The 26,717-nt window shown below is 70.8% G+C and carries 28 protein-coding genes; 8 read left to right on the top strand and 20 right to left on the bottom strand.

What is annotated here, in order from left to right; genetic code table 11:
* Positions 1-31 precede the first annotated feature (31 nt).
* On the bottom strand, positions 32-715 hold the full coding sequence (locus DV20_RS34665; protein WP_043787453.1) for a uracil-DNA glycosylase: 684 nt from the start codon (positions 713-715) through the stop codon (positions 32-34).
* On the bottom strand, positions 712-1,371 hold the full coding sequence (locus DV20_RS34660) for an endonuclease V (RefSeq protein ID WP_084093814.1): 660 nt from the start codon (positions 1,369-1,371) through the stop codon (positions 712-714). Before DV20_RS34660 ends, DV20_RS34665 begins: the two co-directional genes overlap by 4 nt.
* A gap of 31 nt (positions 1,372-1,402) precedes the next feature.
* Here DV20_RS34660 and DV20_RS34655 point away from each other — a divergent pair, with 31 nt between their 5' ends.
* Positions 1,403-2,896: a S10 family peptidase gene (locus DV20_RS34655; protein ID WP_043787451.1), complete on the top strand. Its 1,494-nt coding sequence runs from the start codon at positions 1,403-1,405 to the stop codon at positions 2,894-2,896.
* Here DV20_RS34655 and DV20_RS34650 read toward each other — a convergent pair.
* From DV20_RS34650 to DV20_RS34570, 17 genes are all read right to left on the bottom strand, one after another.
* Positions 2,874-3,314 carry a hypothetical protein gene (locus DV20_RS34650; RefSeq protein ID WP_043787450.1) on the bottom strand — a complete coding sequence of 147 codons (441 nt, stop codon included), beginning with the start codon at positions 3,312-3,314 and terminating at the stop codon, positions 2,874-2,876. The genes DV20_RS34655 and DV20_RS34650 overlap by 23 nt on opposite strands.
* A gap of 66 nt (positions 3,315-3,380) precedes the next feature.
* Positions 3,381-4,145, bottom strand: coding sequence for a hypothetical protein (locus tag DV20_RS34645; protein WP_043787448.1), 765 nt, complete (start codon positions 4,143-4,145; stop codon positions 3,381-3,383).
* On the bottom strand, positions 4,142-4,555 hold the full coding sequence (locus tag DV20_RS34640) for a hypothetical protein (protein WP_043787447.1): 414 nt from the start codon (positions 4,553-4,555) through the stop codon (positions 4,142-4,144). Before DV20_RS34640 ends, DV20_RS34645 begins: the two co-directional genes overlap by 4 nt.
* A complete protein-coding gene (locus DV20_RS34635; RefSeq protein WP_152603794.1) occupies positions 4,552-5,403 on the bottom strand; it encodes a hypothetical protein in 852 nt (283 codons plus the stop codon). Before DV20_RS34635 ends, DV20_RS34640 begins: the two co-directional genes overlap by 4 nt.
* A gap of 47 nt (positions 5,404-5,450) precedes the next feature.
* The gene (locus DV20_RS34630; protein ID WP_152603793.1) at positions 5,451-6,284 is read right to left on the bottom strand and encodes a hypothetical protein; all 834 of its coding nucleotides are present in this window, start codon (positions 6,282-6,284) and stop codon (positions 5,451-5,453) included.
* An 80-nt stretch (positions 6,285-6,364) separates the two neighbouring features.
* Entirely contained in the window at positions 6,365-8,089 is a 1,725-nt protein-coding gene (locus tag DV20_RS34625; RefSeq protein ID WP_043787444.1) for a S8 family serine peptidase, read from the bottom strand.
* 74 nt (positions 8,090-8,163) lie between these two features.
* Positions 8,164-9,201, bottom strand: a complete 1,038-nt coding sequence (locus DV20_RS34620; protein WP_051736245.1) for an ABC transporter ATP-binding protein — start codon at positions 9,199-9,201, stop codon at positions 8,164-8,166.
* Positions 9,188-10,189, bottom strand: a complete 1,002-nt coding sequence (locus DV20_RS34615) for an ABC transporter ATP-binding protein (RefSeq protein WP_043787443.1) — start codon at positions 10,187-10,189, stop codon at positions 9,188-9,190. Before DV20_RS34615 ends, DV20_RS34620 begins: the two co-directional genes overlap by 14 nt.
* A gap of 5 nt (positions 10,190-10,194) precedes the next feature.
* Positions 10,195-11,148, bottom strand: coding sequence for an ABC transporter permease (locus tag DV20_RS34610; protein ID WP_043787442.1), 954 nt, complete (start codon positions 11,146-11,148; stop codon positions 10,195-10,197).
* Positions 11,141-12,070, bottom strand: a complete 930-nt coding sequence (locus DV20_RS34605; RefSeq protein ID WP_043787441.1) for an ABC transporter permease — start codon at positions 12,068-12,070, stop codon at positions 11,141-11,143. Before DV20_RS34605 ends, DV20_RS34610 begins: the two co-directional genes overlap by 8 nt.
* 93 nt (positions 12,071-12,163) lie before the next feature.
* Entirely contained in the window at positions 12,164-13,789 is a 1,626-nt protein-coding gene (locus DV20_RS34600; RefSeq protein ID WP_235191063.1) for a peptide ABC transporter substrate-binding protein, read from the bottom strand.
* A 394-nt stretch (positions 13,790-14,183) separates the two neighbouring features.
* Complete coding sequence (locus tag DV20_RS34595) at positions 14,184-15,137, bottom strand: Ppx/GppA phosphatase family protein (protein WP_043787439.1); 954 nt, start codon at positions 15,135-15,137, stop codon at positions 14,184-14,186.
* A gap of 52 nt (positions 15,138-15,189) precedes the next feature.
* Positions 15,190-16,371: a lytic transglycosylase domain-containing protein gene (locus tag DV20_RS34590; protein ID WP_043787438.1), complete on the bottom strand. Its 1,182-nt coding sequence runs from the start codon at positions 16,369-16,371 to the stop codon at positions 15,190-15,192.
* A gap of 139 nt (positions 16,372-16,510) precedes the next feature.
* The gene (locus DV20_RS34585) at positions 16,511-17,020 is read right to left on the bottom strand and encodes a DUF501 domain-containing protein (RefSeq protein ID WP_043787437.1); all 510 of its coding nucleotides are present in this window, start codon (positions 17,018-17,020) and stop codon (positions 16,511-16,513) included.
* A gap of 24 nt (positions 17,021-17,044) precedes the next feature.
* Positions 17,045-17,407, bottom strand: coding sequence for an FtsB family cell division protein (locus tag DV20_RS34580; RefSeq protein ID WP_084093813.1), 363 nt, complete (start codon positions 17,405-17,407; stop codon positions 17,045-17,047).
* A 251-nt stretch (positions 17,408-17,658) separates the two neighbouring features.
* A complete protein-coding gene (eno, locus tag DV20_RS34575; RefSeq protein WP_043787434.1) occupies positions 17,659-18,945 on the bottom strand; it encodes a phosphopyruvate hydratase in 1,287 nt (428 codons plus the stop codon).
* A gap of 65 nt (positions 18,946-19,010) precedes the next feature.
* Positions 19,011-19,472 carry a VOC family protein gene (locus tag DV20_RS34570; protein WP_043787433.1) on the bottom strand — a complete coding sequence of 154 codons (462 nt, stop codon included), beginning with the start codon at positions 19,470-19,472 and terminating at the stop codon, positions 19,011-19,013.
* A gap of 72 nt (positions 19,473-19,544) precedes the next feature.
* Here DV20_RS34570 and DV20_RS34565 point away from each other — a divergent pair, with 72 nt between their 5' ends.
* On the top strand, positions 19,545-19,949 hold the full coding sequence (locus DV20_RS34565) for a tetratricopeptide repeat protein (RefSeq protein ID WP_043787432.1): 405 nt from the start codon (positions 19,545-19,547) through the stop codon (positions 19,947-19,949).
* Positions 19,950-20,170: 221 nt separating this feature from the next.
* On the opposite strand, the gene DV20_RS34560 is transcribed toward DV20_RS34565, so the two are convergent.
* A complete protein-coding gene (locus DV20_RS34560) occupies positions 20,171-20,917 on the bottom strand; it encodes a lysozyme family protein (protein WP_043787473.1) in 747 nt (248 codons plus the stop codon).
* 366 nt (positions 20,918-21,283) lie between these two features.
* On the opposite strand from DV20_RS34560, the gene efeU reads away from it, so the two are divergent.
* From efeU to DV20_RS34530, 6 genes are read left to right on the top strand one after another with little or no spacing between them, the layout of a single operon-like run.
* Entirely contained in the window at positions 21,284-22,129 is an 846-nt protein-coding gene (gene efeU / locus DV20_RS34555) for an iron uptake transporter permease EfeU (RefSeq protein WP_043787431.1), read from the top strand.
* On the top strand, positions 22,126-23,268 hold the full coding sequence (gene efeO / locus DV20_RS34550) for an iron uptake system protein EfeO (RefSeq protein ID WP_043787430.1): 1,143 nt from the start codon (positions 22,126-22,128) through the stop codon (positions 23,266-23,268). The genes efeU and efeO overlap by 4 nt, the downstream gene beginning before the upstream one ends.
* Positions 23,265-24,524 (top strand): iron uptake transporter deferrochelatase/peroxidase subunit, encoded by a 1,260-nt coding sequence (efeB, locus tag DV20_RS34545; protein ID WP_043787429.1) that lies wholly within the window; start codon positions 23,265-23,267, stop codon positions 24,522-24,524. Before efeO ends, efeB begins: the two co-directional genes overlap by 4 nt.
* A gap of 48 nt (positions 24,525-24,572) precedes the next feature.
* A complete protein-coding gene (locus DV20_RS34540; RefSeq protein WP_043787428.1) occupies positions 24,573-25,142 on the top strand; it encodes a TetR/AcrR family transcriptional regulator in 570 nt (189 codons plus the stop codon).
* Positions 25,139-26,275 (top strand): SGNH/GDSL hydrolase family protein, encoded by a 1,137-nt coding sequence (locus DV20_RS34535; protein WP_043787427.1) that lies wholly within the window; start codon positions 25,139-25,141, stop codon positions 26,273-26,275. Before DV20_RS34540 ends, DV20_RS34535 begins: the two co-directional genes overlap by 4 nt.
* A 17-nt stretch (positions 26,276-26,292) precedes the next feature.
* A complete protein-coding gene (locus tag DV20_RS34530) occupies positions 26,293-26,703 on the top strand; it encodes a PPOX class F420-dependent oxidoreductase (protein WP_043787472.1) in 411 nt (136 codons plus the stop codon).
* The last annotated feature ends 14 nt before the right edge of the window (positions 26,704-26,717 follow it).

Raw genomic sequence — 26,717 nt, 5'->3', positions numbered from 1 at the left:
TGACCAGCGTCGCTGCGGTTTCCGTAACGATTCAGTCCGGTGCTGTCACCGAGGTCGCGGCGCGGAAGACGTCCGCCACCATGGCGTGGGTCACGCGATGTGTCTGGACATTGCGCGGTGAGACGTGATAACAGCCGAAAAGCCGCAGGTCGCCCAGCTCCACGACGGCTCCGTGCGCAAACGCCGGACGCGGCTGCGGCACCGGCCAGCCTGCCTCGGCCAGCACGGGCAGTAACGCCTGCCAGCCGAACGCGCCGAGCACCACGATGGCCCGCAGTGTCGGACGTAACAGCGCCAGCTCCTCGGCCAGCCACGGACGGCAGGTGTCCCGCTCGGCCGGCGTCGGCTTGTTCTCCGGCGGCGCGCAACGCACGGGCGAAACGAGCCGCGTGCCGTACAGCCGCAGGCCGTCGCCGATCGCCGTCGACGTCGGCTGCGACGCCAGCCCGACCTCGTGCAGGACGCGGAAGAGGAAATCACCCGATGGGTCGCCGGTGAACATCCGGCCGGTGCGGTTGGCGCCGTGCGCCGAGGGCGCCAGGCCGACGACGGCCAGCGACGCGTCCGGCGGCCCGAAGCCCGGCACCGGCCGCGCCCAGTACTCCTCGCCGCGGAACGCCGCCTTGGTGCCCGCGACGCTCTCGCGCCAGGCCACCAGCCGCGGGCAGGCGCGGCAGCCGGCGACGGCGGCGTCGAGCTCGGGCAGCGACCTCACCGCAGCGCCGCCCGGGACAGCCGGTCGGCGTGCCGCGTGGTCTCGGGCAGCCGGTAGCGCGGGGTCAGCGCCAGCGTCAGCCGGCACGCGTGGGCCAGGTCGATCCGGTGGCCGGCCGAGACGTACACGGGCTTGACGCCGTCCTGGGTCCGCAGCACCGCGCCGACCTCCTCCCCGGCGTCGACCAGCGGGACCGAGGAGCCCCGGGCGGTCCCGGGAGCGCCGTGCGTGCCGACGAACCGCGTCTTGCCGACGCCGAACGCGGGCCGCCCGGTCAGCACGCCGAGGTGGCAGGCCAGGCCGAACCGCCGCGGGTGCGCGAGGCCGTGGCCGTCGCAGACCAGGACGTCCGGCGCGCGCTCCAGCCGGTCGAGCGCGGCCAGCAGCGGCGGCAGCTCGCGGAAGGCGAACAGGCCGGGCTCGTACGGGAAGACGGCCCGGGCGCGGTGCGTCCGCGCCTCGACGACGGTGAGCCCGGCGGTTTCGAGGGTGACGACGGCCGCGGCGATGACACCGGTTCCGTCGTAGGCGACGTCGAGCCCGGTGACCGTGGGCGGCAGCTCGGGGCAGTCGTCGGCGAGCTCGACGCGGCCGCGGAGCCGGTCCTGCACCGCGAGCGCCGCCTCGACCGTGGTGGGCCAGTCCCCGGTGTGCACCAGGCCACCCTCCCACAACTAGGTTGGGTCCATGGCGGACAGCACCCCCGAAGAGGCCACCGAGCCGAAGGCCGCGGAAACCACCGAGATCCCGGCCGAGCCGACCGACGACATCGTCACGACCCAGCACACGCTGACCGTGAAGCGGAAGAAGCTCGCGTACACGGCCAAAGCGGGACGGATCGTCCTCCGCAAGGAGATCGTCAAGGACGGCAAGTCCGAGGGCTTCAAGGCGAAGGCGGAGGTGTTCCTCACCTCCTACACCCTCGACGACGCCGATCCGGGGTCCCGGCCGGTGACGTTCGCCTTCAACGGCGGCCCCGGCTCGTCGAGCATCTGGCTGCACATGGGCCTGCTGGGGCCGCGCCGGGTGCTCTCGGGCGACGTCGACGACCTGGTGCCGCCGCCGTACGGGCTGGCCGACAACCCCGAAACGCTGCTGGCGCACAGCGATCTCGTGTTCATCGACCCGGTGTCGACCGGCTACTCGCGGGTCTCGGGCGGCGAGGAGACCAAGGACTTCCACAGCTTCAAGGGGGACATCGAGTCGGTCGGCGAGGTCATCCGGCTGTGGGTGTCCCGCCACCAGCGCTGGCTGTCGCCGAAGTTCCTGGCCGGCGAGTCCTACGGCACGCTGCGCGCCGCCGGGCTGGCCGCGCACCTGCAGGACCGGCACGGGCTGTACCTGAACGGCCTGCTGCTCATCTCCTCGGTGCTCGACCTGGGCACGCTGCGGTTCACGGAGGGCAACGACCTCCCGTACTCGCTGTACGTGCCGACGTACGCGGCGATCGCGCACTACCACGGCCTGCACGGCGAGCGCCCGCTCGACGACGTCCTCGCCGACGCCGAGGACTTCGCGGCGAAGGACCTGCCGTGGGCGCTGTCCCGAGGCGCCCGCTTGTCCACTCAGGACCGCGCGGAGGCGGTGGCCACGCTGGCGTCGCTGACCGGCCTCACCGAGTCCTATGTGGACCGCGTGAACCTCCGGATCGAGCACGTCCGGTTCTTCACGGAGCTGCTGCGCGACCGCGGCCTGGTGGTCGGCCGCATGGACGGCCGCTTCACGACGTGGGAGCCCGACGGCGGCCGCGAGCACATGAGCGACGACCCGTCGATCTCCCGCGTGGTCGGCGCGTACGCGGCGGCGTTCAACCACTACGTGCGGGCCGAGCTCGGGTACGCCAGCGACCTGCCGTACGAGCTGATCAACGAGGACACGTTCAAGGCGTGGTCGTACTCGGACTTCGAGGGCCGTTCGGTCTCGGTGGTCGACTCGCTGAGCGCGGCGATGCGCGCCAACCCGCACCTGAAGGTGCACGTGGCGTTCGGCCACTACGACGGCGCGACGGCGTACTACGCGGCCGAGCACGTGCTGGCCCATCTGCAGATCCCCGAGGAACTGCACGAGAACATCGACACGGCGTACTACCCGGCAGGCCACATGATGTACATCCACGAGCCGACGCGGGTGCAGCAGTCGAAGGACCTGGCGAAGTTCGTCAAGAACGCGTCGAACCGCTGAGACCGGCGGCGCCCGGCCCGGAGCCGGGCGCCGCGGTCCGGTGACTGGCGATGAGCACGGGATCACCGGAGACGTAGGCATCTGCTGACGGCGCGTTCGGGTGCGAGTAGACCGTGAACCCCACGCAAGCCACGAGGCCCTCACCGTCTCCGGATCGCAAGGCCATGACGTGCACGCGAGCCGCGTTCGCTCCCTCGAGCCCGGTCAGTTCCAGCATCTCACGGCGTTGCGCGTCGTCGGCGTAACCGAGTTCCGGCGACCGGTACTTCGTCTTCAGCTTCATGCCGAAAACGCTGTAGAACTTGATCTCGATCCGGTCGTCCGCGTCGCCTTCCACACTCCGCAGTGCGAGTTCGGAGTGCGACACCAGGTAGCGGAAGACGAAGAAGTCACGGTCGAAGGTGACGGGCAGCTGCATGGAGTCATTCTCACCCGAACGGATTACTCGGCGTCTCCCCGTCATTGACGAAGCTCTTGAACTCGCTCATCCACCGATCACCCCGGCGCCCGGCTCGCCGTAGTGGCCGGGTGGCAGGGGACGGCGGCTCCGGAGGTAGGCGACCAGCTCCGTTCCCACCACCAGGGCCGCGTACCCGGCCAGCGCGGCCCCGTACCCGGCCGGCAGCCGGTCGGCGCGGGCGACGTCCAGGATCGGCGGGACCGCCGCCAGGGCCGGTGCCGCCACGTGGATGTTCTCCGCGAGCAGTGCCCGGTACACCGCCAGCGACGGCCCGTCGACCGCGAGCACCGGCGCCCGCAGGAAACCGGCCAGGACGCAGCCGGTGCACAACGCGCTCAACGCCAGCAGCCCCAGCCAGCTCACGGCGTAGGTCCGCGCCGGGGTGCTGAAGAGCGCCAGGCTCAGCGCCGCGCCGCCGCAGTACGCGAGCGCGACGGAGGCGATGAACCAGCCGCCGGGTGTTCTGGGCACCGGGCCGGGCCACGGGTGGGTCACCTTCGCGAGCGCGCGCTGCCGGGACCGGGCGCTTCGCCACAGGGTCAGCTGGATGGCGAAACAGGCGAAGTACGCCGGGGTGCTCACGGTCGCGCCGGGTCCGAAGAGCGAGTCGTAGCCGATCGCTCCGAACAGCGCCAGGACGCCGAACAGCAGGGCCCACGGCAAGGCACCGCCGATGGCGACGTTGCGCGTGGCCAGCAGCGCGCCGAGGAACGGCGTCGGCGCCGCGACCGGCTGTCCGCGGCTCGCCAGCCACCGCAGGGCCATGGTGCGCTCGGCTTCGGTGTTCATCGGGTGTCCTCCCCGATCAGCCACGGCTCGCCCGGCAGGTCCTCGAACACGACGTCGGCGAGCGCCGGGATCGCGAACCCCGAGGGCATCAGCAGGTGGGCGTCTTCGACCCGGCGGTCGCCGAGCCGGGACGCCGCCCGCCGGTCGCCCGCGCGGACGTGCAGCCACGTCGTGAGCAGAACCGAGGCCACGACGAAGAAGACGTACCCGCCGTCCGGCAGGTCGCCGCGGTCCACGCCGGGCAGGAGCCGCAGGAACAGGTAGCCGAAGAGGCCGATGACGAGCACCGCGTTCAGGGCGAAGACCGCGACGAAGGCGTCCGGCGACGCTCTCCCGGAGCGGACCCTCAACCGGTCGGTCAGCAGCGTCGTCGGCTCGGTGGCCCGCTCGGCCTTCGTCAACGCGATCACCGGGCTCCCTCCGGTGACCAGCCGGGCACGGCCTGGGCCGGCAGCGGGACCCCGTAGTCGCCGTCCGGGAGCGGCGGGTGCGGCCGCCGGCGGGCGGCGAACGCGCCGGCGATCTGCAAGGCGAGCACGAGCACCGCGTACCCGATGAGCCACGGGGCGAAGCCGGGTGGCTGGCGGTGGGTGGTGATCAGGTCGGTGAGCACCGGAAGCGCGTAGAGCGACGGCAGCCCGTACGCCAGGTCGTAGCGCCGCAGCATGGCGTCGACGGCGGCGGACGGCTCGTCCTCCGCGATCACCGGGCGGCGGACGACCCCGGTCACGATCACCGCGCTCACCACCGCGCCGAGCACGAGCAGGCCGAGCCAGCTCCAGGCGTAGGTCCGGTACGGCGTCGCCGCGAACATCGTGATCCCGAGCGCGGCGCCCCCGGCGAAGGTCACCGCGGCCGAGGCGAGGTACCACCCGTCCAGCGTGGCCCGCCAGGACGGCCGCGGCCGGTTGAGCCGGCGGTCGCCGAGCAGGTCCACGGCCCGCCGGTCCCGCCGCCACACGGGGCACCAATGGGCCAGCTGCATCCCGGCGGTCAGGAAGTAGAGAAGCTTGCTCTCGGTCATCTCCACGCCGCGCACGCCGGGCAGGTACTGCAGGCACTGGTAGGCGACGGCGCCCCCGATCGCCACCAGCGCGATCACCACCTGCAGGACCAGCACGGGCCAGGGGCGGGCGGTGTTGCGGACGCCCAGCCGCGTCGCCAGCAACCGCGTCGGGATGCCCACCCGCACCCCGTTCCGCCCCAGCCAGACCGCCGCCTGCACGTACTCGCCGCGGCTCGGTACTCCTTCACCCACGGAACCCTCCCCTGTCCCGTCCAACACGCCCGAAGAGCCGAAAAGGTTTACCGGCCGTAGAAGCCCGGCGGCAGCCGGCGGTACCGGTGGCGCTGCAGCAGCCAGCCGGTGAGCTCCAGCGCGGCCACCACCGCCACGTACCCCCACGCGGCCAGCTCCAGCAGGACGGGCGGCTGCCAGGCCATCATGAGCACCGGCACCGCGAACAGGGCGTACACCGCGCACCGGGTGTACCGGTAGACGTCCTCGCCGCGCAGCACCGCGTCGACCAGCCGGGACGTCTCGTCCTCCGCGATCACCGGCGAACGGAGTGCCTTGCCGAGCACCACCGCGGCCGCCCCGGCGCAGCCGGCCAGCGCGGCCGTGGACAGCGCGATGTCGACCCAGAGCGGGTACCGGTAGTCGCCGAACCGCGGGGCGACCAGGAACGTCGCCGCGCACAGCACGGCCCCGCCGACGAAGGTGACGGCCACCGCGCTCAGGTACGCCCAGCCGACCTGCCGGGCCCCCGCGCGCAGCGGGAGCGGGGGCCCGGCCGGGACGAGGCGCTCGGCGAGCCGCTCCCGGTGCTGCACCCGCCGCCAGCGCACCAGCTGCACCACGGCGAAGGCCACGGCGACGGCCGCTCCCCGGCCCGGCACGTCCAGGACGGCGGTCAACCTCGAGAAGACCCACCCGACGACCACGCCGATGACGATCTGCACCGGCCGGTTCGGGAGGCCGAAGCCGCGTGCGCCGATGCGCAGCGCGAGCAGCCGCGTCGGCAGCCACACCCGCACCCCGCGCCGGCCCAGCCACAGCCGGGTGCTGCCGACTTCGAGCATGGTCGGCTCGCCGGGCAGTCTCGGGTCCACCGGCAACGCCGGTTCACGAACAATCAACGGAACCCCCCCAGTCCCGTGGAACACGCGCGACGCCCCGGACAGGTTGCCTGTCCGGGGCGTCGCCGTGCCGATCTTCGTTACTTCAGGTACTGCGAACCGTGCGTCACCGCCGCGTAGGCGTCGACGGCGCCGTGGCCGTAGAAGCCGTTGAACGACGGGTCACCCTCGCAGGTCGCCGTGAACGTCGCGTCGCGGCCTTCCTTCAGGTAGTCCACCGTGCGCGGCACCGGGCAGGCGATCTCCGCCGCCGTGCCCTCGAGGACGCGCTGGACCTTGTCCGGGTCCAGGCCGAACTCGCCGTGCGACTTCTTGCCGTACTGGGACACGATCAGCGCCGCGACGCCGGTGGCGTGCGGGGTGGCCATCGACGTGCCCTGCAGCCACTGGTAGTAGCCGACCCGGCCGTCGGCCGCCGTCGCCTTCTTGACGCCCGCGGCCAGACCGGCCTCGGTGATGTTGCCGTCCGCGTCGATGTTGCCCTCGGCGATCCCGACGTTCTTCGGGTACGTCGAGAGGATTTCGTTCTCGACCGTGCGGTACCACGGCGTGCCGAAGTAGTCGCGGAAGAAGCCACCCGGGGCCGACACCGAGATCTGCTCGAGGCCGTAGTTCGAGTAGTCCGCCTTCCGCTGCGACGGCCCGAACGAGCTCACGCCGATGGTGTGGTTGCCCTCGACCGGCAGGTTGAGGCAGGTCGAGTTGTCCACCGTGCGCGGGTGCGTGCTGTTCGCCGGGTAGTCGGGGCTCGTGGTGTCCGGCTGCGGCGCACCGAGGTCGGTGTGCTGGTTGCCCAGCGCGACCAGCATCGTGACGCCCTTGCGGTGCGCGTAGTTCAGCGCGCGCTGGGTCGCCTCGATGATCGTGCGCTGTTCGGCCTGCTCGGCGGCCGAATCGGCCGGGTTCGCCGTGCAGTTGTACAGCCACGGGTCGGTGTAGAACGACATGTTGACCACGTCGATGCCCGCGTCGCCGGCGTAGGTGATCGCGTCGACGGTCGGCTGCAGGAAGAAGTAGCCCGAGTCCTGGCCGGCGCGGATGTTCACCAGCGTCACGTTGGGCGCGACACCGGAGACGCCGAAGCCGTTCGCCGCCGCGGCGATGGTGCCGGCGACGTGCGTGCCGTGGCCGCCGTCGTCGTGGTTGGCCGGGTCGACGCAGCCGCGGAACTCACACGGCCCGTCCACCTCGACGCCGTTGACGTCGGCGACGATGTCCTTGGTGAAGTTGCGCGAGTCGGCCAGGTCGAAGTTCGGCGCGATGTCCGGGTGCGTGCCGTCGATGCCGGTGTCGATGACGCCGACCTTGACCTGCTTGCTGCCCGCCTGCTTGGTGCGCGACAGGTCCGAGCGGACGGACTTGAGGCCCCACAGCTGGTCGTCCAGCGGGTCCATGCCCACCGGCGCGGCCGCGGCCTGCTTCTTCGAAGCGCCGCCGCGGCCTTCCTTCTCGACGCCGGCGTCGCCCTTGGCCTTCTTGCCGTTCTTCGGCACCGAGCCGATGACCTGGGCCTTGGCCGCGCCGAAGACGGCCCGGTTCGTGGTCACGCGCTCGGTGAAACCGGTGGCCGGCGCGCTGGCCTTGATGAGGCCGACCGCGGTGTTGGTCTCCAGGACCGTGCCGCCCGCGGCCTTGATCGCCTGCTGGGCGCTGCCGATGCTCTGGACGTCCTTGGCGAGCACGGTGAACTCGGTCGCCGGGCCGGCCAGCGCGGGCTGCGCCGACGCGGCAGGCACCGCGACCGCGGACACCGCGCCGAACAGCGGCACGGCCAGCACCGCGGCCAGAAGCCTGGGTCTCTTCACGTTTCTCCTCCTCGCGGAAAGCGGTTCCTGCACCGTATAGATCGGACAATGCGCAAACAACGGCCAAACGTACGTTATGGAACAACCGACTTCTGCTCGGCGAAGTGACAAGCTGACAAGTGGCCGTCCGTCCTGGGCACCAGGGCCGGCACCTCCGTCGCGCACTTCTCCTGCGCCTTCCAGCACCGCGTGCGGAACCGGCACCCGGACGGGGGATCCAGGGGGCTCGGCACGTCGCCGGTCAGCCGGATCACCTGGCGGCGCCCGCGCACGGCCGGGTCCGCCACCGGCACCGCGGACAGCAGTGCCTGGGTGTACGGGTGCGACGGCCGTTCGTAGATCTCCTCGTCCGTGCCGAGCTCGACGATCTTGCCGAGGTACATCACCGCGACCCGGTTCGACAGGTGCCGCACCACCGAAAGGTCGTGCGCGATGAAGACGTAGGACAGGCCGAACTCGCCCTGCAGGTCACCGAGCAGGTTCATCACCTGCGCCTGGATCGAGACGTCCAATGCGGACACCGGCTCGTCGCAGATGATCACCTTGGGCCGCAACGCGAGCGCCCGCGCGATGCCGATGCGCTGACGCTGCCCGCCGGAGAACTGGTGCGGGTAGCGGTTGAGGTGCTCGGGGTTGAGCCCGACCACCTCCAGCAGTTCGCGCACCTTGGCCGCCCGCGAGCCTTTCGGCGCGACTTCGGAGTGGATCTCGAAGGGCTCGCCGACGATGTCGCCGACCGTCATCCGCGGGTTGAGCGAGGTGTACGGGTCCTGCAGCACGATCTGGATCTCACGCCGCAGCTTCCGCAGCTCGGCCCCGCGCATCGCGAAGATGTCGCGGCCCTCGAACTTCGCGGTGCCGCCGGTCGGCTCCTCCAGGCGCATCAGCACCTGGGCGAGCGTCGACTTCCCGCAGCCGGACTCGCCGACGACGCCGAGCGTCTCGCCCGGCATCAGGTCGAACGAGACGCCGTCGACGGCCTTGACCTGGCCGACCGTGCGCTTGAACAGGACGCCGGTGCGGACCGGGAAGTACTTCTGCAGGTCGGTGACCGAAAGGATCGGGTCCGCCGACGTGCTCTTCCCCGCGGAGACGGGATCAGAGACTGCCACGGGAACTCACCACCTCTTCGGCGAAGTGGCACGCGCTGGTCCGGCCGAAGCCGATGGCGTGCTGGGGCGGAACCTCCGCGGAACACTTGGCTTCGGCCCGCTTGCACCGCGGGTGGAACGGGCAGCCGGGCGGGATGTCCAGCAGGCTCGGCGGCAGGCCCTTGATGGTTTCCAGCGTCTGTCCTTTGAGGTCCAGCCGCGGCAGGGAGTCCATCAGCGCGGCGGTGTACGGGTGGGCCGGCGCGCGGAACAGCTCGGCGGCGTCGGCCTGCTCGACGATCCGGCCCGCGTACATCACCGCGATCCGGTCGGCGACCTCGGCGACCACGCCCAGGTCGTGCGTGATGAGGACGAGCCCCATCTTGCGTTCGGCCTGGATCTCCCCGAGCAGGTCCATGATCTGGGCCTGCACGGTGACGTCGAGGGCGGTGGTCGGCTCGTCGGCGATGAGCAGGTCCGGGTCCAGCGCCAGCGACATCGCGATCATCGCGCGCTGGCGCATGCCGCCGGAGAACTGGTGCGGGTAGTCCCTGATCCGGCGCTCGGCGGCGGGGATGCGGACGATGTCGAGCAGTTCGACCGCGCGCTTCCGTGCGTCCTTTTTGGACATGCCGAGCCGGACGCGCAGCTGTTCCTCGATCTGGAAGCCCACGGTGAACACCGGGTTCAGCGCGGACAGCGCGTCCTGGAAGATCATCGCGATCTCGCTGCCGCGCACCTCGCGGCGGCGGTCCTCGGACGCCGTCAGCAGGTCCTCGCCGCGCCAGCGCACGGCCCCGGCGGTGATCACCCCGGGCGGCACGTCGAGGATGCCCATCACCGTCTGCGCCGTGACGCTCTTGCCGGAGCCGGACTCGCCGAGCACGGCCAGCGTTTCCCCGGCGTGCACGGCATAGCCGACGCCGTTGAGCACGTTCGCCACGCCGTCGGACGTCCGGAACTCGACGTGCAGGTCCTCTACTTCGAGCAGGAGTTCGTTGTCGGACAAGGGAGCTACCTCGACTTCGGATCGAGCGCGTCGCGGATGCCGTCGCCGAGCATCACGAAGGCCAGCACGGTCAGGGTGACGAAGGCGCCGGGGAACAGCAGCATGTGCGGGTCGTTCCGGAAGTAGTCCCGCGAGTCGGCGATCAGCACGCCCCACGAAATCACCGGAGCGCGGACACCGATGCCGAGGTAGGCGAGCGTCGCTTCGGCGCCGATGAACGCGCCGAGCGCGATGGTGGCGTACACGAGCACCGGCGCGATCGTGTTCGGCAGCAGGTGCCGGAAGATGATCCGCGGGGTGCTCGCGCCGAGGCCGCGCGCGGCCTTGACGTAGTCGAGCTGCTTGGCCACCAGCGTCGCCGAGCGCATGATCCGCATGCTCACCGGCCAGCTCAGCACCGCGATGGAACAGACCACCTGGACGATGATCGTGACCGCGCCGGGGTTGGCGCCGGGGGCGTTGAACGTCGTCAGGATGACGATCGCGCCGAGCACGAACGGCAGGCCGGCGAAGATGTCGCCGAAGCGCGACAGCAGGCTGTCGACGATCCGGCCGTAGTAGCCGGCGACGATGCCGATGACCGAGCCGAGGAGCACGGTCACCAGCGTGGAGAACACGCCGACCAGCACGGACGCGCGGGTGCCGTAGATCGTGCGGGCGTAGACGTCCTGGCCCTGGTTGTCGTAGCCGAACCAGGCGTCCGCGGACGGGCCCTCGTTGGCGTGCGTGAGGTCGCTGAAGCCGGCTTCGCGCGAGCTGAACAGGCCCGGCGCGATCGCGATCAGCACGATCAGCAGGATGATCACCGCCGAGGCGATGACCGCCGGCTTGCGCCGCAGCTGCCGCCACGCGTCGCTCCACAGGCTGCGGGGTTTCTGCGGGCCGGTGGCGGAGTCGTCCACACGGGACAGTTCCGCCGCGCCGGCTCCGCCGCCGCCCACCAGGTTCGGGTCAGTCATAGCGGATCCTCGGGTCGAGAACGGCGTAGAGCAGGTCGACGACCAGGCTCATCAGCAGGTACACCAGCACCAGGAGGACGACCACGCCGACGACTGTCGCGCTCTCCCGGTTCTGGATGCCGCGGAAGATCAGCCCGCCCAGCCCGTTGATGTTGAACACGCCTTCGGTGACGATCGCGCCGCCCATCAGGGCGCCGAGGTCGGTGCCGAGGAACGTCAGCACCGGGATCACCGAGTTGCGCAGCAGGTGGACGAGCACGACCCGGCTCTGCGGCTGGCCCTTCGCGATCGCCGTCCGGACGTAGTCGGCGCGGCGGTTCTCGGCGATGCTCGTCCTCGCCAGCCGGGCCACGTAGGCCATGGACAGGCTGCCGAGCGCGATGCCCGGCACGATGAGCTCGCCGATGCCCGGGTCGTCGGACACGCTCGCCTCGATCCAGCCCAGTCCGTTGCCGCCCAGGGCCAGCTGCAGCACGATCGCGGTGACGAACACCGGCAGCGAGATCAGGAACGTGGTCGAGACCAGCACGAGGTTGTCGAGGAAACCCTTGCCGCGCAGGCCGGTCAGCACGCCGGCGGTGAGCCCGATGACCGCTTCGATGGCCACGGCGATCACGGCCAGGCGCAGCGTGATCGGGTAGGACGTGGCGATCAGCTCGCCGACGGACGTGCCGTTGAAGGTTTCGCCCCAGTCGCCGGTGAACAGGCTCCCGAGGTACTTGACGTACTGGACGAAGATGTTGTCGTCCAGGTGGAACTTCTCGGTCATCAGGGCGATGTAGGCCGGCGGGCAGGCGGTCTGGCCGCACTTGCCGGAGAACGGGTCGCCGGGCACGGCCCAGACCAGGACGTAGATGAGGAACGTGGTGCCGAAGAACACCGGGATCAGCTGCAGCAGCCGTCGCAGGACATAGCGGGTCATCAGGAGTTCCTAGTGCGCGCCGGCCGTCGTGAGCGGTAAGGCGGGTCAGCACCGGCCTTACCACTCACGACGGCGTGGTAGTGGGAGCCGCGGCTACTTCTTCAGGACCTCGATGGCCGGGTAGTCCGGCATGCGGCGGAAGTCCAGGGCGGCCGCCTTGAGGTTCTTCGACTTCGCCGCGACGCCCTTCTCGTCCCACACCGGGATCGTCGGCAGGTCCTTCGCGATCAGGTCCTCGGCCTGCTGGTACAGCTTGACCGCCGCGTCCTTGTCGGCGGTCGAGTCCGCCTGGACGAGGAGGGCGTCGACCTGCGGGTTCGAGTACGTCGAGTCGTTCGAGGACCCACCGGTCTTGTAGAGCGGGTTCAGGAAGTCCTCGATGGACGGGTAGTCCGCCGACCAGTCCGAGCGGCCCATGCCGGTGAGCTTGTGGCCGGTCACGATGCTGCGCCACTGGCCGAAGTCGGTGGCGGGCACGAAGTCGCACTCGACACCGAGGGTGTTCTTGATGCTGTTGCACGCCGCGACCAGCGGTTCCTTGCGGCCACCGTCCGCGTTGGACGCGATGGTCAGCTTGCCCTTGAAGCCCGACTTCTGGAAAGCCTCCTTGGCAGCGGCCGGGTCGAACTTGCAGAACTGGCAGACACCGGCCCGCGCGCCCTGGATGCCCTGCGAGATGTAGCCGTCGGCCGGCACGTAGGTGTCGTTCATGACGGTCTTGGTGATCTGCGCGCGGTCGATCGCCATCGAGATGGCCTTGCGCAGCTCGAGGTTGTTGTAGCCGGGCACGTAGTACGGGATGTTGATGGTGCTGATCCCGAGCAGGTGGCCGGTCACCAGCCGGTCGCCGAGGTCGTTCTTGTACTTGCCACCGGCGACGGCCGACGGCGGCAGCGCCTCCATGAAGTCGAGCCGCCCGCTCAGCAGGTCCTGGTAGGCGGTCTCCTGGCTGGAGTAGATCTTGATGTCGAGGTTCTTGAACTTGACCTTGTCGTCACCCTTGTAGTCGTCGAAGCGGGTGAGCTTGATGTCCTGGTTGGGCGTCCGCGAGACGAACTTGAGCGGCCCGTTGCCGATCGGGTGCTGCTCGAAGGCCTTGGGGTCCTTGAAGAACGAGTCGGGCAGCGGCGCGAAGGCCTGGTAGCCGACCTTGATGTCGAAGACGGAGAACGGCGCGTTGAGCGTCACCTGGAACTCGTAGTCGCCCTTCGCGACCAGCCCGGACATCTTGTCGGTGGCCGGCTTGGCGTTCTCGTCCTCGGGGTGGACGTCCTTGTAGCCTTGGATGTTCGAGAAGAAGTCGGTGTTGAGCTGGCCGTTCGGCGCGTAGGCGCCGTAGTTCCAGGCGTCGATGAAGTTGTGCGCCTTCACCTCGGTGCCGTCGTGGAACTTCCAGCCCTGCTTGATCTTGATGTCGTAGACCTTGGAGTCGGTCGTGGTGATCGAGTCCGCCATCAGGTTGAAGGGCTTGGCGTCCGCGCCCTTGAACCCGACCAGCGTGGCGAACATCGGCTGGACGGCCTTGGTGCCGCCGAGGTCGTTGATGTTGGTCGGGACCAGCGCGTTCTGCGGTTCCGTGCCGTAGACACTCACCGTGCCGTCCGGGTCCGCCTCGCCGGACCCCGTGGAGCTGCCCGAGCCACCGCCGCACGCGGTGAGCGCGAGCGCCAGCGAGGTCATCACCACCGTGGGTCCCCAGAGCCTGCGCGAACGACGCATGATCCCCTCCATTTCCGGTGTGTCCGAAAGGTGAGACGCACGCTATCGGGGCCGATGAAGCCGATCACAGGACTGCGGTGTTGCAAATGTGTGACGGTCGTCAGGACCACCTGGTTGGAGCACAACCAACGGAGGAATCCGGATACTCCGGACAGCCCAGCGCGGACAGGTGGTCATCACGCGCTCACCCTCGGTTTGCTTGCGGCACAAGCCCTTTCAGACGGCCGAACGGTCGGTCAGCCACCCGTGCACCCAAAGGCATCACCCGTGACCAAAGGGGCATCACCCGTGTCCAGCGGGGCATCACCCGTGATGGGAGGGGCATCACGGTGATGCCCCGCCAGACACGTGTGATGCCCTTCCAGACACGCGTGATGCCTGACGGATCACGGGGTCAGGCGAGGGAGAGGGCTATGCCGTCGAGGATGTCGTGCTCGCTCACGACCAGCTCCGTCGGGCCGCCGCGGGCGGCGAGCTGTTCGGCGAGGGTCTGGACCACTACCGCGCCGCCGCCGATCACGTCGACGCGGCCCGGGTGGATCACCGGGTTGGCCGCGCGGGTGGCGTGGTCCTCGGTGAGCAGGCGGGACGCGAGGCGGTCGATGTCGGCCGGGCTCAGCTTGGACAGGTGCACCCGCTCGCTGTCGTACTCGGACAGTCCCAACGCGATGGCCGACAGCGTCGTCACCGTGCCCGCCACGCCGATCCAGGTCTTGGCGCGGGCGACGTCGACGACGTCGAACGCGTCCGTCAGCACCTTCCCCGCCAGGTCGCGGGCGGCGGCGATCTCCTCGACGGACGGCGGGTCGCTCTTCAGCGCGCGCTCGGTGATCCGGACGCACCCGATGTCGACGGACTTCGCCGCGAGCACTTCGGCCCGCCGTCCGTCCCAGGTGCCCAGGACCAGCTCGGTCGAGCCGCCGCCGACGTCGACCACCACGAACGGGCCGTCGTCCGGGTCCTGCTCGCCCACCGCGCCGGTGAACGACAGCCGCGCCTCTTCGTCACCGCTGATCACCTCGGCCTCGACGCCCAGGGTCTCGCGCGTCATGCGGAAGAACTCGTCGCGGTTCTTCGCGTCGCGGGTCGCGGACGTGGCGACCATGCGGACCTTCTCCACGCCCTTCCGCCGCGCGGCGACCGTGTAGTCGGCGAGCGCGACGCGGGTGCGTTCGAGCGCCTCGGGGGCCAGCTCGCCGGTGGCGTCGACACCCTGGCCGAGCCGGACGATCCGCATTTCGCGGTGCAGGTCGCGCAGGTCGACCGTGCCGTCGTGGCGCGGCGTCAGCTCGGCGACGAGCAGGCGGATGGAGTTGGTCCCACAGTCGATCGCGGCAACACGAGGCATGCGGTCACCCTAACCCGGGCACTTTCACGTGAAAGTGCCCGGTTCGGCCGGGTCAGGTGGTGGGGGACGGCAGGGTGGTCGTGGTCGGGGTGGTCGACGTGGTGACCGAGGTGACCACCTGGCCGCACGTCGGGTCCGGCGGCGTGGTCTTCGTGGTCGGGGCCGGGCTCGGCTCGTTGGTCGTCGGCGACGGCACGGTCGTGACGCTCGTGACCGTCGTCGTGGTCACCGTGGTGGTCGGTGGCTTCGTGCACGAGTCCGGCGTGGTGGTCGTGGTCGGCGGCTTCGAGGTGCTGCCCGGCGTGGTCGTCGTCGGCGACGGCGGTGCCGAAGAGGCCGGCGGAACCGGCGGGGGCGGCGTCGACGGCGGCGCGGGGAGTGCCGCCGCGTTCGGCGCGCCGACCGGCACCGTGCTGTCCGGTACCTGCATGATCCCGTTGCGGTAGGCGTCCGCCCACAGGATGACCGTGTTCACGTACGTGTCGGAGTTGTTGTACCGGTAGATCGCCCCGCGCAGCTGGTCCGGCTTCGCCAGGTCGAACCCGCCGGAGCACAGGTACCGGCCGGTGGCCAGGGCCGCGTCGAAGATGTTGTTCGGGTCGGACTTGCCGTCGCCGTTGCCGTCGGAGGCGTAGCCCCGCCACGTTCCCGGGATGAACTGGGTCGGGCCGACCGCGCGGTCCCACACCGGGTCGGTGTCGAGCAGGCCCTGGTCGGTGTCCGGGATCGCGGCGAAGTTGCCCTGGCCGTTGAGCTGCGGGCCGAGGATCGGCTCGCGGGTGGTCCCGAACGCGTCGACGTACCCGCCGCGGGCGTGGTTGGACTCGATCCGGCCGATGCTGGCGATCAGCGCCCAGTCGATGTGGCACGCGGGCTGCTCGCGGCCGAGGATGCCGGCGGCGTTCTGGTACGCCCTGAGCGCGGTGGCCGGGATGCCGAGCGGGCCGTCGGGGAGCTCGTAGGCTGGCAGGGGCATCGGGGTGGGCGCGCCGGGCAGGGTGCCGTCGACGGCGATCTGCTGGAGGGCGGCGTTCCCGGGGTCGTAGCCCTGGGCGAGCGCGGCGTCGCGGGTGTGCTCACCGCCGCCGCCGAGCCAGCCGAGGGTGCCGCCGCCGGCGACCAGCGCCGGGACCACGGCCAGGATGCCGGTGATCAGGGGGTACGCGGTGCGGTGGCGGATCCCGAATCTTCGCGCGTAGCTCCCGACTGCTTCCGGCAGTCGCCGCACACGCATGCTCAGAGCCCTCCTGGCCGGATCGATCACGCTTTCGGGTGACAGCCTGCCGCAAGCGCGGCGAGGTTTCAGCCTGAAGAAACACGCGATCGAGGTTTTCGCTCACCCAGACCAGTTATCTGTTTACAACGCGCGAGTGTTACGCGGCGCAGTCCCCCGCGGGCCACCCGTTGGCCTTAAGCAGGGCCAGCGTCTCGTCACCGAACGGATTCACCCCGGGGCCGACGGCCAGGGCGTGGGCGACGTGCACGTGCAGGCACTTGACGCGGCCGGGCATCCCGCCGGCGGTGACCTGGTGGCCGAGCGGCTCGATGGCGTCCCGCTCGGCGAGGTACACCTCGTGGGTGCGCTGGTACTGCGCGGCGAGCTCGGGATCGGTGGTGAGCCGCTCGGTCATCTCCTTCATGATCCCGGACGCCTCGATGGTGCCGATCATCGAATTCAGCTTCGGGCACGTCAGGTAGTAGAGCGTCGGGAACGGCGTCCCGTTCTCCAGCCGCGGGCTGGTCTGCACCACGGACGGGTGCCCGCTCGGGCACCGCGCGGCGATCGCGCGCAACGCCCGCGGCGGCCGTCCGAGCTGCTCCGCGATGGTCTCGCGGTCGGCGTCGGTGACGGGCTCGAACCGGTGCTGCTGCGTGCTGTTCACGCGGTCAAGGTTAGAGCGTGCCCCTCAGCCGCCCGAGACCTGGTTCCACAGGTTCTCGTACCAGGAGCTGCCCGCGACCTGCTGCGGCCCGGCCGGCGGGGCCGCGTCCGGCGCCTTGTCCTCCGGCAGCTGGACGATGTACGGCGTCTCGCCCGGCTTGACGTACCGCAGCCGCCGCCGAGCCTCGGCCTCGATCTGCGCGGGGTCGCTCAGCTCCGCCTTGCGGCCTTGGAGCTGAGCGACCTCCTGCTGCAGCAGGGCCTGCTGCGCCTGCTGTTCGCGGACCTCCGTCCGCTGGGAGAGGTACGTGCGCAGGGGCACGGCGATGGTGAACGCCAGCGCGCACACCACGATCGCCACCACCGCCGCGCGGCGGGTGGTGGACATGCCGAGCACCTTCGCCGCACCGGACGCCCGCTTGGCCGCCAGGCCCCGGCGCAGCCGGGCCCTGGCGGTCTCGGCGTCGCCGGCGCGACGGCGGGCCGCTGTCGCCCCGTCCGCCGTCCGGGGCGCCCGGGAGCCCGGGCTGCCCGCACGCCCGGCTTCGGGGCGGCGGGTCCGCGTGGGCCCACCGACCCGCGATGCCCCGCCGCCACCGCCACGGCGGCCGCGCGTCCTCCCCCGGTCCGCCATCGGCCTCAGGCCTCGGCGCTGAACCGCGGGAAGGCCAGCTCGCCGGCGTACCGGGCGGCGTCACCGAGGGTCTCCTCGATGCGCAGCAGCTGGTTGTACTTGGCGATCCGCTCGCCGCGGGCCGGGGCACCGGTCTTGATCTGGCCGACGCCGGTGGCGACCGCCAGGTCCGCGATGAACGTGTCCTCGGTCTCGCCCGAGCGGTGGCTCATCATCGACTTGTAGCCGAACGACGTGGCCAGCGAGATCGCGTCGAGCGTCTCGGACAGGGTGCCGATCTGGTTGACCTTCACCAGCAGCGCGTTGGCGGCGCGGCGGGTGATGCCCTCCTCCAGGCGGTCCGGGTTGGTGACGAACAGGTCGTCGCCGACGATCTGGACCTTCTCGCCGACCTCGGCGGTCAGGGTGACCCAGCCGTCCCAGTCGTCCTCGCTCAGCGGGTCCTCGATGGACACGAGCGGGTAGTCGCGCAGCAGCTCGGCGTAGTACGCCGACATCTGCTCCGCGCTCTTCTTGCTGCCTTCGAAGGTGTACGCGCCGTCGGCGAAGAACTCCGTCGCGGCGACGTCGAGCGCGAGCGCGACGTCGCGGCCCGGGGTGTAGCCGGCCTTCTCGATGGCCTGCAGGATCAGGTCGAGCGCCTCGCGGTTGTTCGCCAGGTTCGGCGCGAAGCCGCCTTCGTCGCCGAGGCCGGTCGAGAGGCCGCGGCCCTTCAGCACCGACTTCAGCGAGTGGTAGACCTCGGCGCCCCAGCGCAGGGCCTCGCGGAAGGTCTCCGCGCCGATCGGCGCGATCATGAACTCCTGGACGTCGACGTTGCTGTCCGCGTGCGAACCGCCGTTGAGGATGTTCAGCATCGGCACCGGCAGCACGTGCGCGTTCGGCCCGCCCAGGTAGCGGAACAGCTCCAGCTCGGCCGAGTCGGCGGCGGCCTTCGCGACGGCCAGCGAGACGCCGAGGATGGCGTTCGCGCCGAGGCGGGACTTCGCCGGCGTGCCGTCGAGGTCGACCAGCTTCTGGTCGACGATCCGCTGGTCGACGGCCTCGATGCCGACCATCTCCGGGCCGATCTCGTCGAGCACCGCGGCGACCGCGCGCTCGACGCCCTTGCCGTTGTAGCGGCCGGTGTCGCCGTCACGCAGCTCGACCGCTTCGTGCTCACCGGTCGACGCCCCCGACGGGACCGCGGCCCGCGCCAGGGTGCCGTCGTCGAGAGCCACCTCCACCTCGACCGTCGGGTTGCCGCGCGAGTCCAGAATCTCGCGCGCGCCTACCTGCTCGATGAGAGCCACGCCATGCTCCTCGGGTGAATCGTTCCTGCCTGCGGTGACGCGCCCAGCCTAGCCGCCGCCGGGGTTCACCCGTTGGAGGACTCACCGCCCGCGCGGACCGCCTGCCAGCCCGGCGGCAGCTCGACGGTGTCGGACGTCTGCTGCCAGAACGTCCAGCTGTTGCCCCCGAGATCGGCGACGGTGAACACCCGGGCCCCGTAGGGCTGGTCCTGCGGCGGCTCCAGCTCGCACTCGTCCCCGAGGGCGGCTTCGACCCGGGCGTAGGTCTCGTCCACGTCGTCGACGTAGACGATGTTGAGCTGGCCGACCGGGCCGTCGACGCCCTTGGCCTGCCAGTAGTCCGCCCCGACACCCGCGAGCTGGATCCGCGCGTCGCCCGCCCGCAGCGTCGCCTGGAAGACCTCACCCGCCGCGTCGCAGAACCGGACCTCCTCGGTGAAGCCGAAGACCCTGGTCAGCCAGGCGAGCGCCGCCGTGGCGTCGGAGTAGTAGAGGTAGGGCGCCAGGCCCCGGTACCCGCTGCTCATGGCGGCACAGTCCATCACGTCCCGTTCGGAGGCGTGTGCATCCCCCTCCCCGGGGGTAACGTGGGAGCGACCATGACGGACGCCGCAGCTGCTTCGCAGCCTCCCGAGGAGTCGCGGTTCCATGCCTTCCGCCAGGCCGAAGATCTGGTCGGCCGCCGTCGTCCGCTCGACGCGCTGAAAGCCCTGCAGCCCCTGCTGGAATCCGAAACGGACAAGCCGTCGGTGCACCTGCTCGCCGGGCGCGCGTACTTCCACTCCGCTCAGCTGCGCCGCGCCGAAGAGGCGTTCACCCGGGTGCTGGAGCTCGATCCCACGGACCACTACGCGCGGTTCATCCTGGGCCGGACGCTGCAGCGGCTCGGCCGGTTCGTCGAGGCGCTGGGCCAGCTGCGGATCGCGTCGGCGATGAACCCGGTGCCGGAGTACCTCGAGGCGATCAGCGAGGTCAAGGCGCACATCGCGCTGCGCGAGCCCTGAGGCGACCAGGGCCGAACGGCCCGGGTCACCTCAGCCTTTCGGCCGATGAGGCCGGGCCCCTCGACCGATGTCCGGCGAGCCGTCTTCCGGCGAAGCTGGTTCCAGACCGAACAGGGAGGAACCACGATGTCGATCTTCGCCACGCTGGGCGCTTACGCCGGGTTGCTGCTGCTGGTGCTGACGGCCGTCACCCCGTTGCTCGCCGACCGCGAGCTCTGACCTCAGGGCGCGACGCTCGCCTCCGCGTAGGCGTCCGCCGCGCTGAAGACGTCCTGGCCGTACGCCAGGGCCTGGTTGTAGAACAGGATCGCCCGCCACCACCCCGCCGGGGTGCCGAGGTCGTCGCCGCCGGAACACAGGAACCGGGCCGCGGTGAAGGCCGCGTCGTCGACGTTCTGCGGGTCCGGCGTGCCGCCGTCGCCGTTCGCGCGCTCCTGGTACTTCTTCCACGTCGACGGCAGGAACTGCATCGGGCCGATCAGGTGGTCCCACGACTTGTCGCCGTCGAGCCTGCCGCCGTCGCTGTCGTGCACCGCCGGGACGCCCGGCGAACCGTCCAGCGGCGGGCCGACCACCGGCTTCGCCACCCGGCCGTCCGCGCCGATCGCCCCGAGGTCGAAGTCCCCGCGCTCGTTCTCGACGCGGCCGATGCCGGAAAGGGTCGCCCACGAGAGGTGGCACGTCGGTTTCTGGCGCTGCATCCACATCTCCGCGCGCCCGTACGCCGCGAGCACGCGCGCCGGGATGTGCGTCTTGCCGGCGACGCGGGTCGCCCACGCGTCCAGCTCGGCCTGGTCGGACACCTGCGGCCGGTCGATCGGCGCGGCCAGCCCGGCCCGGGGTGCTTCGGCGCCCGGCTGCGGTCGCTGTTCCGGGATGGCCAGCGCGGGCTGGACCGGCGGCGACGCGGTGGGCGCCTCCGGGTTCCGGACACCGATGGTGACGACGAGGACCACGCCGGTGAGCACCAGCCCCAGCGCGAGGGCGATCCGGCCGACGTACCGCCTGGGCGGCCCGCCCGGAGGCGGCGACGGAGGCGTGACGGTCGGCTGAGCGGTATCGGCCACCCGAACAGGTTACGGAGCCACTCAAGAGGGTCCCTTCGTCGCCTGAGCAGGCAAGCGGAGGGTAAAAACCCTCCCCCTGCCAGCGACGTCACAAATTTTGTTATCGAGTCGACGCGCAGGCCCCTGACCTGCGGTTACCCTAACCTAACTTCGCGCCGCAGTCCGTTATGCCGCTTTCATCCGTCTCTCGCGGGCGTAGTGTCACTGGACTTACAGGTGAGCCTTACCTAAAACCATCACGGAAGCAGAACTCAGGGAGGCGGACCGGTGTTGTTCTCGAGCGCGCTGATCGGGCTGCGCGAAGGCCTGGAAGCCGCGCTGGTCGTCAGCATCCTGGTGGCCTTCCTCGTCAAGACCGAGCGGCGGCACGCGCTGCGCTGGGTCTGGCCGGGCGTCGGCGCCGCGGTGCTGCTGTCGATCGCCGTCGGCGCGATCCTCACCTACACGACCGCCCAGCTCTCCTTCGAGCACCAGGAGCTGCTCGGCGGGAGCCTGTCGATCGTCGCCGTCGTGTTCGTCACCGCGATGATCTTCTGGATGCGCAAGGCGTCGAAGAGCATCGCCGCCGAACTGCGCGGGAAGATGGACGACGCGCTGGACGTCGGCCCGGCGGCCGTGCTGCTGCTGTCGTTCCTCGCGGTCGGGCGCGAGGGGCTGGAGACCGCGGTGTTCTTCTACTCCGCCGTCCAGACCGCGCAGTCCGACACCGTGCAGCCGCTGATCGGCTTCGCCGTCGGCATCGCGGCCGCGGTGGTGCTCGCCTGGCTGCTCTACCGGGGCGCCGTCCGCTTCAACCTCGGCAAGTTCTTCACGATCACCGGCGTCCTGCTCGTGTTCGTCGCCGCCGGCGTGCTCGGCTACGGCCTGCACGACCTGCAGGAGGCCGCCTTCCTGCCCGGGATCGGCACCCTGGCGTTCGACGCCTCGGCGACGCTGCCCGAGACGTCCTGGTACGGCGCGCTGCTGAAGGGCATCTTCAACTACTCGCAGCAGACGACCGTGCTGCAGGCCGTCGCCTGGGTCGCCTACGTCGCCATCGTGCTGCCCCTGTTCCTCAAGCCCAGCAAGAAGACCGCGCCGGCACCCGCCGCCGCGGCCGCCTCGAAGGAGTGACCGTGCGCAAGACCCCCTCGCTGGCCGTACTGGCCGGCGCCGCCGTCCTGGTGACGCTGGCCGCGTGCGACAGCAAGAGCGACACCGCCGGTGCCGCCGCGGACGGCCCCATCAAGGTCGCGGCGTCCGACTCCGCGTGCGAGGTTTCCGCGACCACCGCCAAGGCGGGGAACGTGACCTTCGAGATCACCAACAAGGGCACCAAGGTCACCGAGTTCTACCTCTACGCCGAGGGCGACCGGATCATGGGCGAGGTCGAGAACATCGCGCCCGGGCTGAACCGGCGGCTGATCGTCGAGGTCGCCGACGCGGGCAAGTACCAGACCGCGTGCAAGCCCGGCATGGCCGGCAACGGCATCCGCGGCGAGTTCACCGTCACCGGCGGCGTCGCGAAGCAGAACGACACCAACGCGCAGAAGGCGGACGCGACCAAGAGCTACGCCGGCTACATCGCGAACAACACCTCCGCGCTGCAGGACGAGACGGTGAAGTTCGCCGACCTCGTCAAGGCCGGCAAGACCGACGAGGCGAAGGCCGCGTACGCGCGCACCCGCGTCTACTACGAGCGGATCGAGCCGGTCGCCGAGAAGTTCGGCGACCTCGACCCGGCCATCGACGTCCGCGAGGCCGACCTCGAGCCGAACCAGCAGTTCACCGGCTTCCACCGGCTGGAGAAGGACCTGTTCAAGACCGGCCTGCAGCCCGACAGCGGCCAGATCGCCGACAAGCTGGTGACCGACGTCAAGGACCTGGTCGCCAAGTCGAAGACGCTGGAGCTGTCCGCTCTGGACCTCGCGAACGGCGCCAAGGGCCTGCTCGACGAGGTGGCCACCGGCAAGATCACCGGCGAGGAAGAGGCGTTCTCGCACACCGACCTGTGGGACTTCCAGGCCAACGTGGACGGTTCCAAGGGCGCGATCGCCTCGCTGCGGCCCATCCTGCAGGCCAAGGACGCCGCGCTCGTGTCCACCTTGGACAAGGAGTTCGCGAACGTGCAGGGCCTGCTCGACAAGCAGCGGACCGGTGACGGCTTCAAGCTGTACACCGAGCTTTCCCAGGACCAGGTCAAGGAGTTCGCCTCGGCCGTCGACGCGCTGAGCGAACCGCTGAGCAAGGTTGCGGAGGTCGTGTCGAAGTGACGTCGGCAGAGGGCACGCGGGTCTCGCGGCGGAAGCTCTTCGGCCTGGCGGGCGCGGGTGTCGCGCTCGCCGGGGCCGGGGCGGCCGCCGGCATCGGGATCGACAAGGCGACGAGCGGCAACGCCGAGGCGTCGACGAACGTCGTCGACTTCCACGGCGAGCACCAGGCCGGGATCGTCACGCCGGCGCAAGCCAATCTGCACTTCGCGGCCCTCGACGTCACGACGAAGGACCGCGAGAAGCTGCGGGCGCTGCTCAAGACGTGGACCGAGGCGGCCCGCCGGATGACGGCGGGCCAGGAGGTCGTCGCGAACGGCGCGGTGGGCAGCGGCGCGTACGCCCCGCCCGGCGACACCGGCGAGGCGCTCGACCTGCCGCCCTCGAACCTGACGCTGACCATCGGGTTCGGGCCGTCGCTGTTCGACGGCCGGTTCGGCCTGGCGGCCAAGCGCCCGCCGCAGCTGATCGACCTGCCGCTGTTCCCGAAGGACAAGCTCGACCCGGCCCGCAGCGGCGGCGACCTGTGCATCCAGGCCTGCGCGGACGACCCGCAGGTGGCGGTGCACGCGGTGCGCAACCTGGTGCGGCTCGGCTTCGGCGTCACCGAGGTCCGCTGGTCGCAGCTCGGCTTCGGCCGCAGCTCCTCGACGTCGCGGGCGCAGCAGACGCCCCGGAACCTGTTCGGCTTCAAGGACGGCACGAACAACATCAAGTCCGAGGACACGGACTTCCTGCGCGACCAGGTGTGGGCCACCGCGGCCGACGGCCAGGCCTGGATGGCCGGCGGCACGTACCTGGTGGCGCGCCGGATCCGGATGCACATCGAGACGTGGGACCGCGAAACCCTCGACGGCCAGGAGAAGATCGTCGGCCGCACGAAGGGCACCGGCGCCCCGCTGGGCCAGACCGCGGAGTTCGACGAGCTGGACCTGGACGTCGGCGGCGCGGGCGGCGAGAAGGTGATCCCGGAGGACGCGCACGTCCGGCTGGCCTCGCACCAGGCGCTCGACGGCGTCCGGATCCTGCGCCGCGGCTACAACTTCGTCGACGGGTCCGACGGTGTCGGGCACCTCGAAGCGGGGCTGTTCTTCCTGGCGTTCAACCGCGACACCCGGAAGCAGTACGTGCCGATGCAGCAGGTGCTGTCGTCGAAGGACGCGATGATGGAGTACGTCCAGCACACCGGCTCCGCGCACTTCGCGGTCCCGCCGGGCCTGACCCGCGAGTCGAGCTGGGCGGACGCCCTCTTCTCCTAAAGCATTTAGGATGATCTACACTCTCTTTAGGCAAAAGGGAGTGAGATCATGGTTAGAGCCGGGTTGACCACGGAACGCGTGGTGCGCGCCGGGGCGGAACTGGCCGACGAGGTCGGCTTCGAGCACGTGACGCCCTCGGAGCTCGCGCGGCGGTTCGACGTCAAGGTCGCGAGCCTGTATTCGCACGTCAAGAACGCCCACGACCTGCGGACCAAGATCGCCCTGCTAGCGCTGGACGAGCTCGCCGAGCGGGCCGCCGCCGCGCTTGCGGGCCGGGCCGGGCGTGACGCGCTCGTGGCTTTCGCCGACGTCTACCGCGACTACGCCCGCGAGCACCCGGGCCGGTATGCGGCGGCGCAGCTGCGGCTCGATCCGGAGACCGCCGCCGCGAGCGCCGGCCCCCGGCACGCGGAGATGATGCGCGCGATCCTGCGCGGCTACGACCTGACGGGGCCGGACGAGACGCACGCCGTGCGGCTGCTGGGCAGCGTCTTCCACGGGTTCGTCAGCCTCGAGACCCAGGGCGGGTTCGACCACAGCGCTCCTCCCTCGCAGCAGTCCTGGCACCGCATCCTCGCCGTGCTCGACACCGTCCTTCGCGATTGGCCCACCTCATGATCACCACCCCGCTGACCGCGGACCTCGTCCGCGGCGCCCTCGAACTCGAACGCACCGGGCGCGGCCTGGTGCCCCACCGGCTCCCGGCCCGCGCGCGGGCGCAGAACACCGACCCCCGGCTCGCCATGGCCGAAGCGCAGCCCGCGGGCGTCCGGCTGCGGTTCCGGACCACGGCGGACGTCGTCGAGCTGGAGACGCTGCCGACCAAGCAGGTGTACGCCGGCGCCCCGCCGCGCCCCGACGGCGTGTACGACCTGCTCGTCGACGGTCAGCTCACCGCCCAGGCGAGTGTGGCCGGCGGCCACACGCTGAACGTCGACATGGCGATCGGGGCGTCCTCGCTGACCGGGGGTGCGCCCGGTGTCGTCCGGTTCGCCGGGCTGGGCGGGCAGCGCAAGGACGTCGAGCTCTGGTTGCCGCACAACGAGCTCACCGAGCTGATCGCCCTGCGCACGGACGCGCCGGTCGAGGCGGTGCCGGGCGACCGGCGGGTGTGGCTGCACCACGGCAGCTCGATCAGCCACGGCTCGAACGCGGCGAGCCCCGCGACGACGTGGCCCGCGCTCGCCGCCACCGCGGCCGGCGTCGACCTGGTGAACCTCGGCTTCAGCGGCAACGCGCTGCTCGACCCGTTCACCGCGCGGGCGATGCGCGACACGCCCGCCGACCTGATCAGCGTCAAGCTGGGCATCAACGTGGTGAACGCGGACCTGATGCGCCTGCGCGCGTTCGGGCCCGCGGTGCACGGCTTCCTCGACACGATCCGCGACGGCCACCCGGACACCCCGCTCGTCGTCGTCTCGCCGCTGTACTGCCCGATCCACGAGCGGACGCCGGGCCCGGGCGACTTCGACCACGCGGCGCTGGCCCGCGGCGAAGTCCGGTTCCGCGCGACCGGCGAGCCGGGCCCGGGCAAGCTGACGTTGGAGATCATCCGGGAGGGGCTGGCCCGGATCGCTTCGCAGCGGCAGGCGTCGGACCCGCACTTGAGCTACCTCGACGGCCTGTCCCTGTACGGCCCGGAGGACTTCGCGGAGTTACCGCTGCCGGACGACCTCCACCCGTGCCCGGCGGCCCACCGCCGGATCGGCGCCCGGTTCGCCGCGCGGGTGCTTGACTTCAAGGGAGCTTGAAGTTGCACGCTTCGGGCATGTTCACCGAAGCAGAACTCGCCTACCTCGCCGCCCAGCCCCTGGGCCGGCTGGCGACCCAGCAACCGGACGGGACCCTCCAGGCCAACCCGGTCGGCTTCCGCTACAACCCGGACGAGAAGACCATCGACGTCACCGGGCACAACCTGCGCAACAGCAAGAAGTTCCGCAACATCGCGACGCACGATCGCGTGGCGTTCGTCGTCGACGACCTGCCGTCGACGAACCCGTGGCGGGTGCGGTGCCTGGAGATCCGGGGTCGCGCGGAGGCCCTGGTGGGGGTCGGCCTCCCGGACAACCACTTCGACGACGCGGTGATCCGCATCCACCCGGAGCGGATCCTGGCGTTCGGCGTCGAGGACTGGGACCGGGAGCCGCTGGAGCTGGAGACGAACATCCGCAACGTGTGATCGTCAGGCGGGCG

This window comes from Amycolatopsis rifamycinica, from assembly GCF_000695625.1.
GTDB lineage: Bacteria > Actinomycetota > Actinomycetes > Mycobacteriales > Pseudonocardiaceae > Amycolatopsis > Amycolatopsis rifamycinica.
This window is presented reverse-complemented; position numbering and strand designations above follow the sequence as displayed.

Bases quoted from the DNA above. Each gene is read 5' to 3' on its own strand.
- DV20_RS34655 (WP_043787451.1), top strand. From the start codon at position 1,403: ATGGCGGACAGCACCCCCGAAGAGGCCACCGAGCCGAAGGCCGCGGAA.
- DV20_RS34650 (WP_043787450.1), bottom strand. From the start codon at position 3,314: ATGCAGCTGCCCGTCACCTTCGACCGTGACTTCTTCGTCTTCCGCTAC.
- DV20_RS34645 (WP_043787448.1), bottom strand. From the start codon at position 4,145: ATGAACACCGAAGCCGAGCGCACCATGGCCCTGCGGTGGCTGGCGAGC.
- DV20_RS34610 (WP_043787442.1), bottom strand. From the start codon at position 11,148: ATGACTGACCCGAACCTGGTGGGCGGCGGCGGAGCCGGCGCGGCGGAA.
- DV20_RS34605 (WP_043787441.1), bottom strand. From the start codon at position 12,070: ATGACCCGCTATGTCCTGCGACGGCTGCTGCAGCTGATCCCGGTGTTC.
- DV20_RS34600 (WP_235191063.1), bottom strand. From the start codon at position 13,789: ATGCGTCGTTCGCGCAGGCTCTGGGGACCCACGGTGGTGATGACCTCG.
- DV20_RS34595 (WP_043787439.1), bottom strand. From the start codon at position 15,137: ATGCCTCGTGTTGCCGCGATCGACTGTGGGACCAACTCCATCCGCCTG.
- DV20_RS34590 (WP_043787438.1), bottom strand. From the start codon at position 16,371: ATGCGTGTGCGGCGACTGCCGGAAGCAGTCGGGAGCTACGCGCGAAGA.
- DV20_RS34580 (WP_084093813.1), bottom strand. From the start codon at position 17,407: ATGTCCACCACCCGCCGCGCGGCGGTGGTGGCGATCGTGGTGTGCGCG.
- DV20_RS34570 (WP_043787433.1), bottom strand. From the start codon at position 19,472: ATGAGCAGCGGGTACCGGGGCCTGGCGCCCTACCTCTACTACTCCGAC.
- DV20_RS34565 (WP_043787432.1), top strand. From the start codon at position 19,545: ATGACGGACGCCGCAGCTGCTTCGCAGCCTCCCGAGGAGTCGCGGTTC.
- DV20_RS34540 (WP_043787428.1), top strand. From the start codon at position 24,573: ATGGTTAGAGCCGGGTTGACCACGGAACGCGTGGTGCGCGCCGGGGCG.
- DV20_RS34535 (WP_043787427.1), top strand. From the start codon at position 25,139: ATGATCACCACCCCGCTGACCGCGGACCTCGTCCGCGGCGCCCTCGAA.
- DV20_RS34530 (WP_043787472.1), top strand. From the start codon at position 26,293: ATGTTCACCGAAGCAGAACTCGCCTACCTCGCCGCCCAGCCCCTGGGC.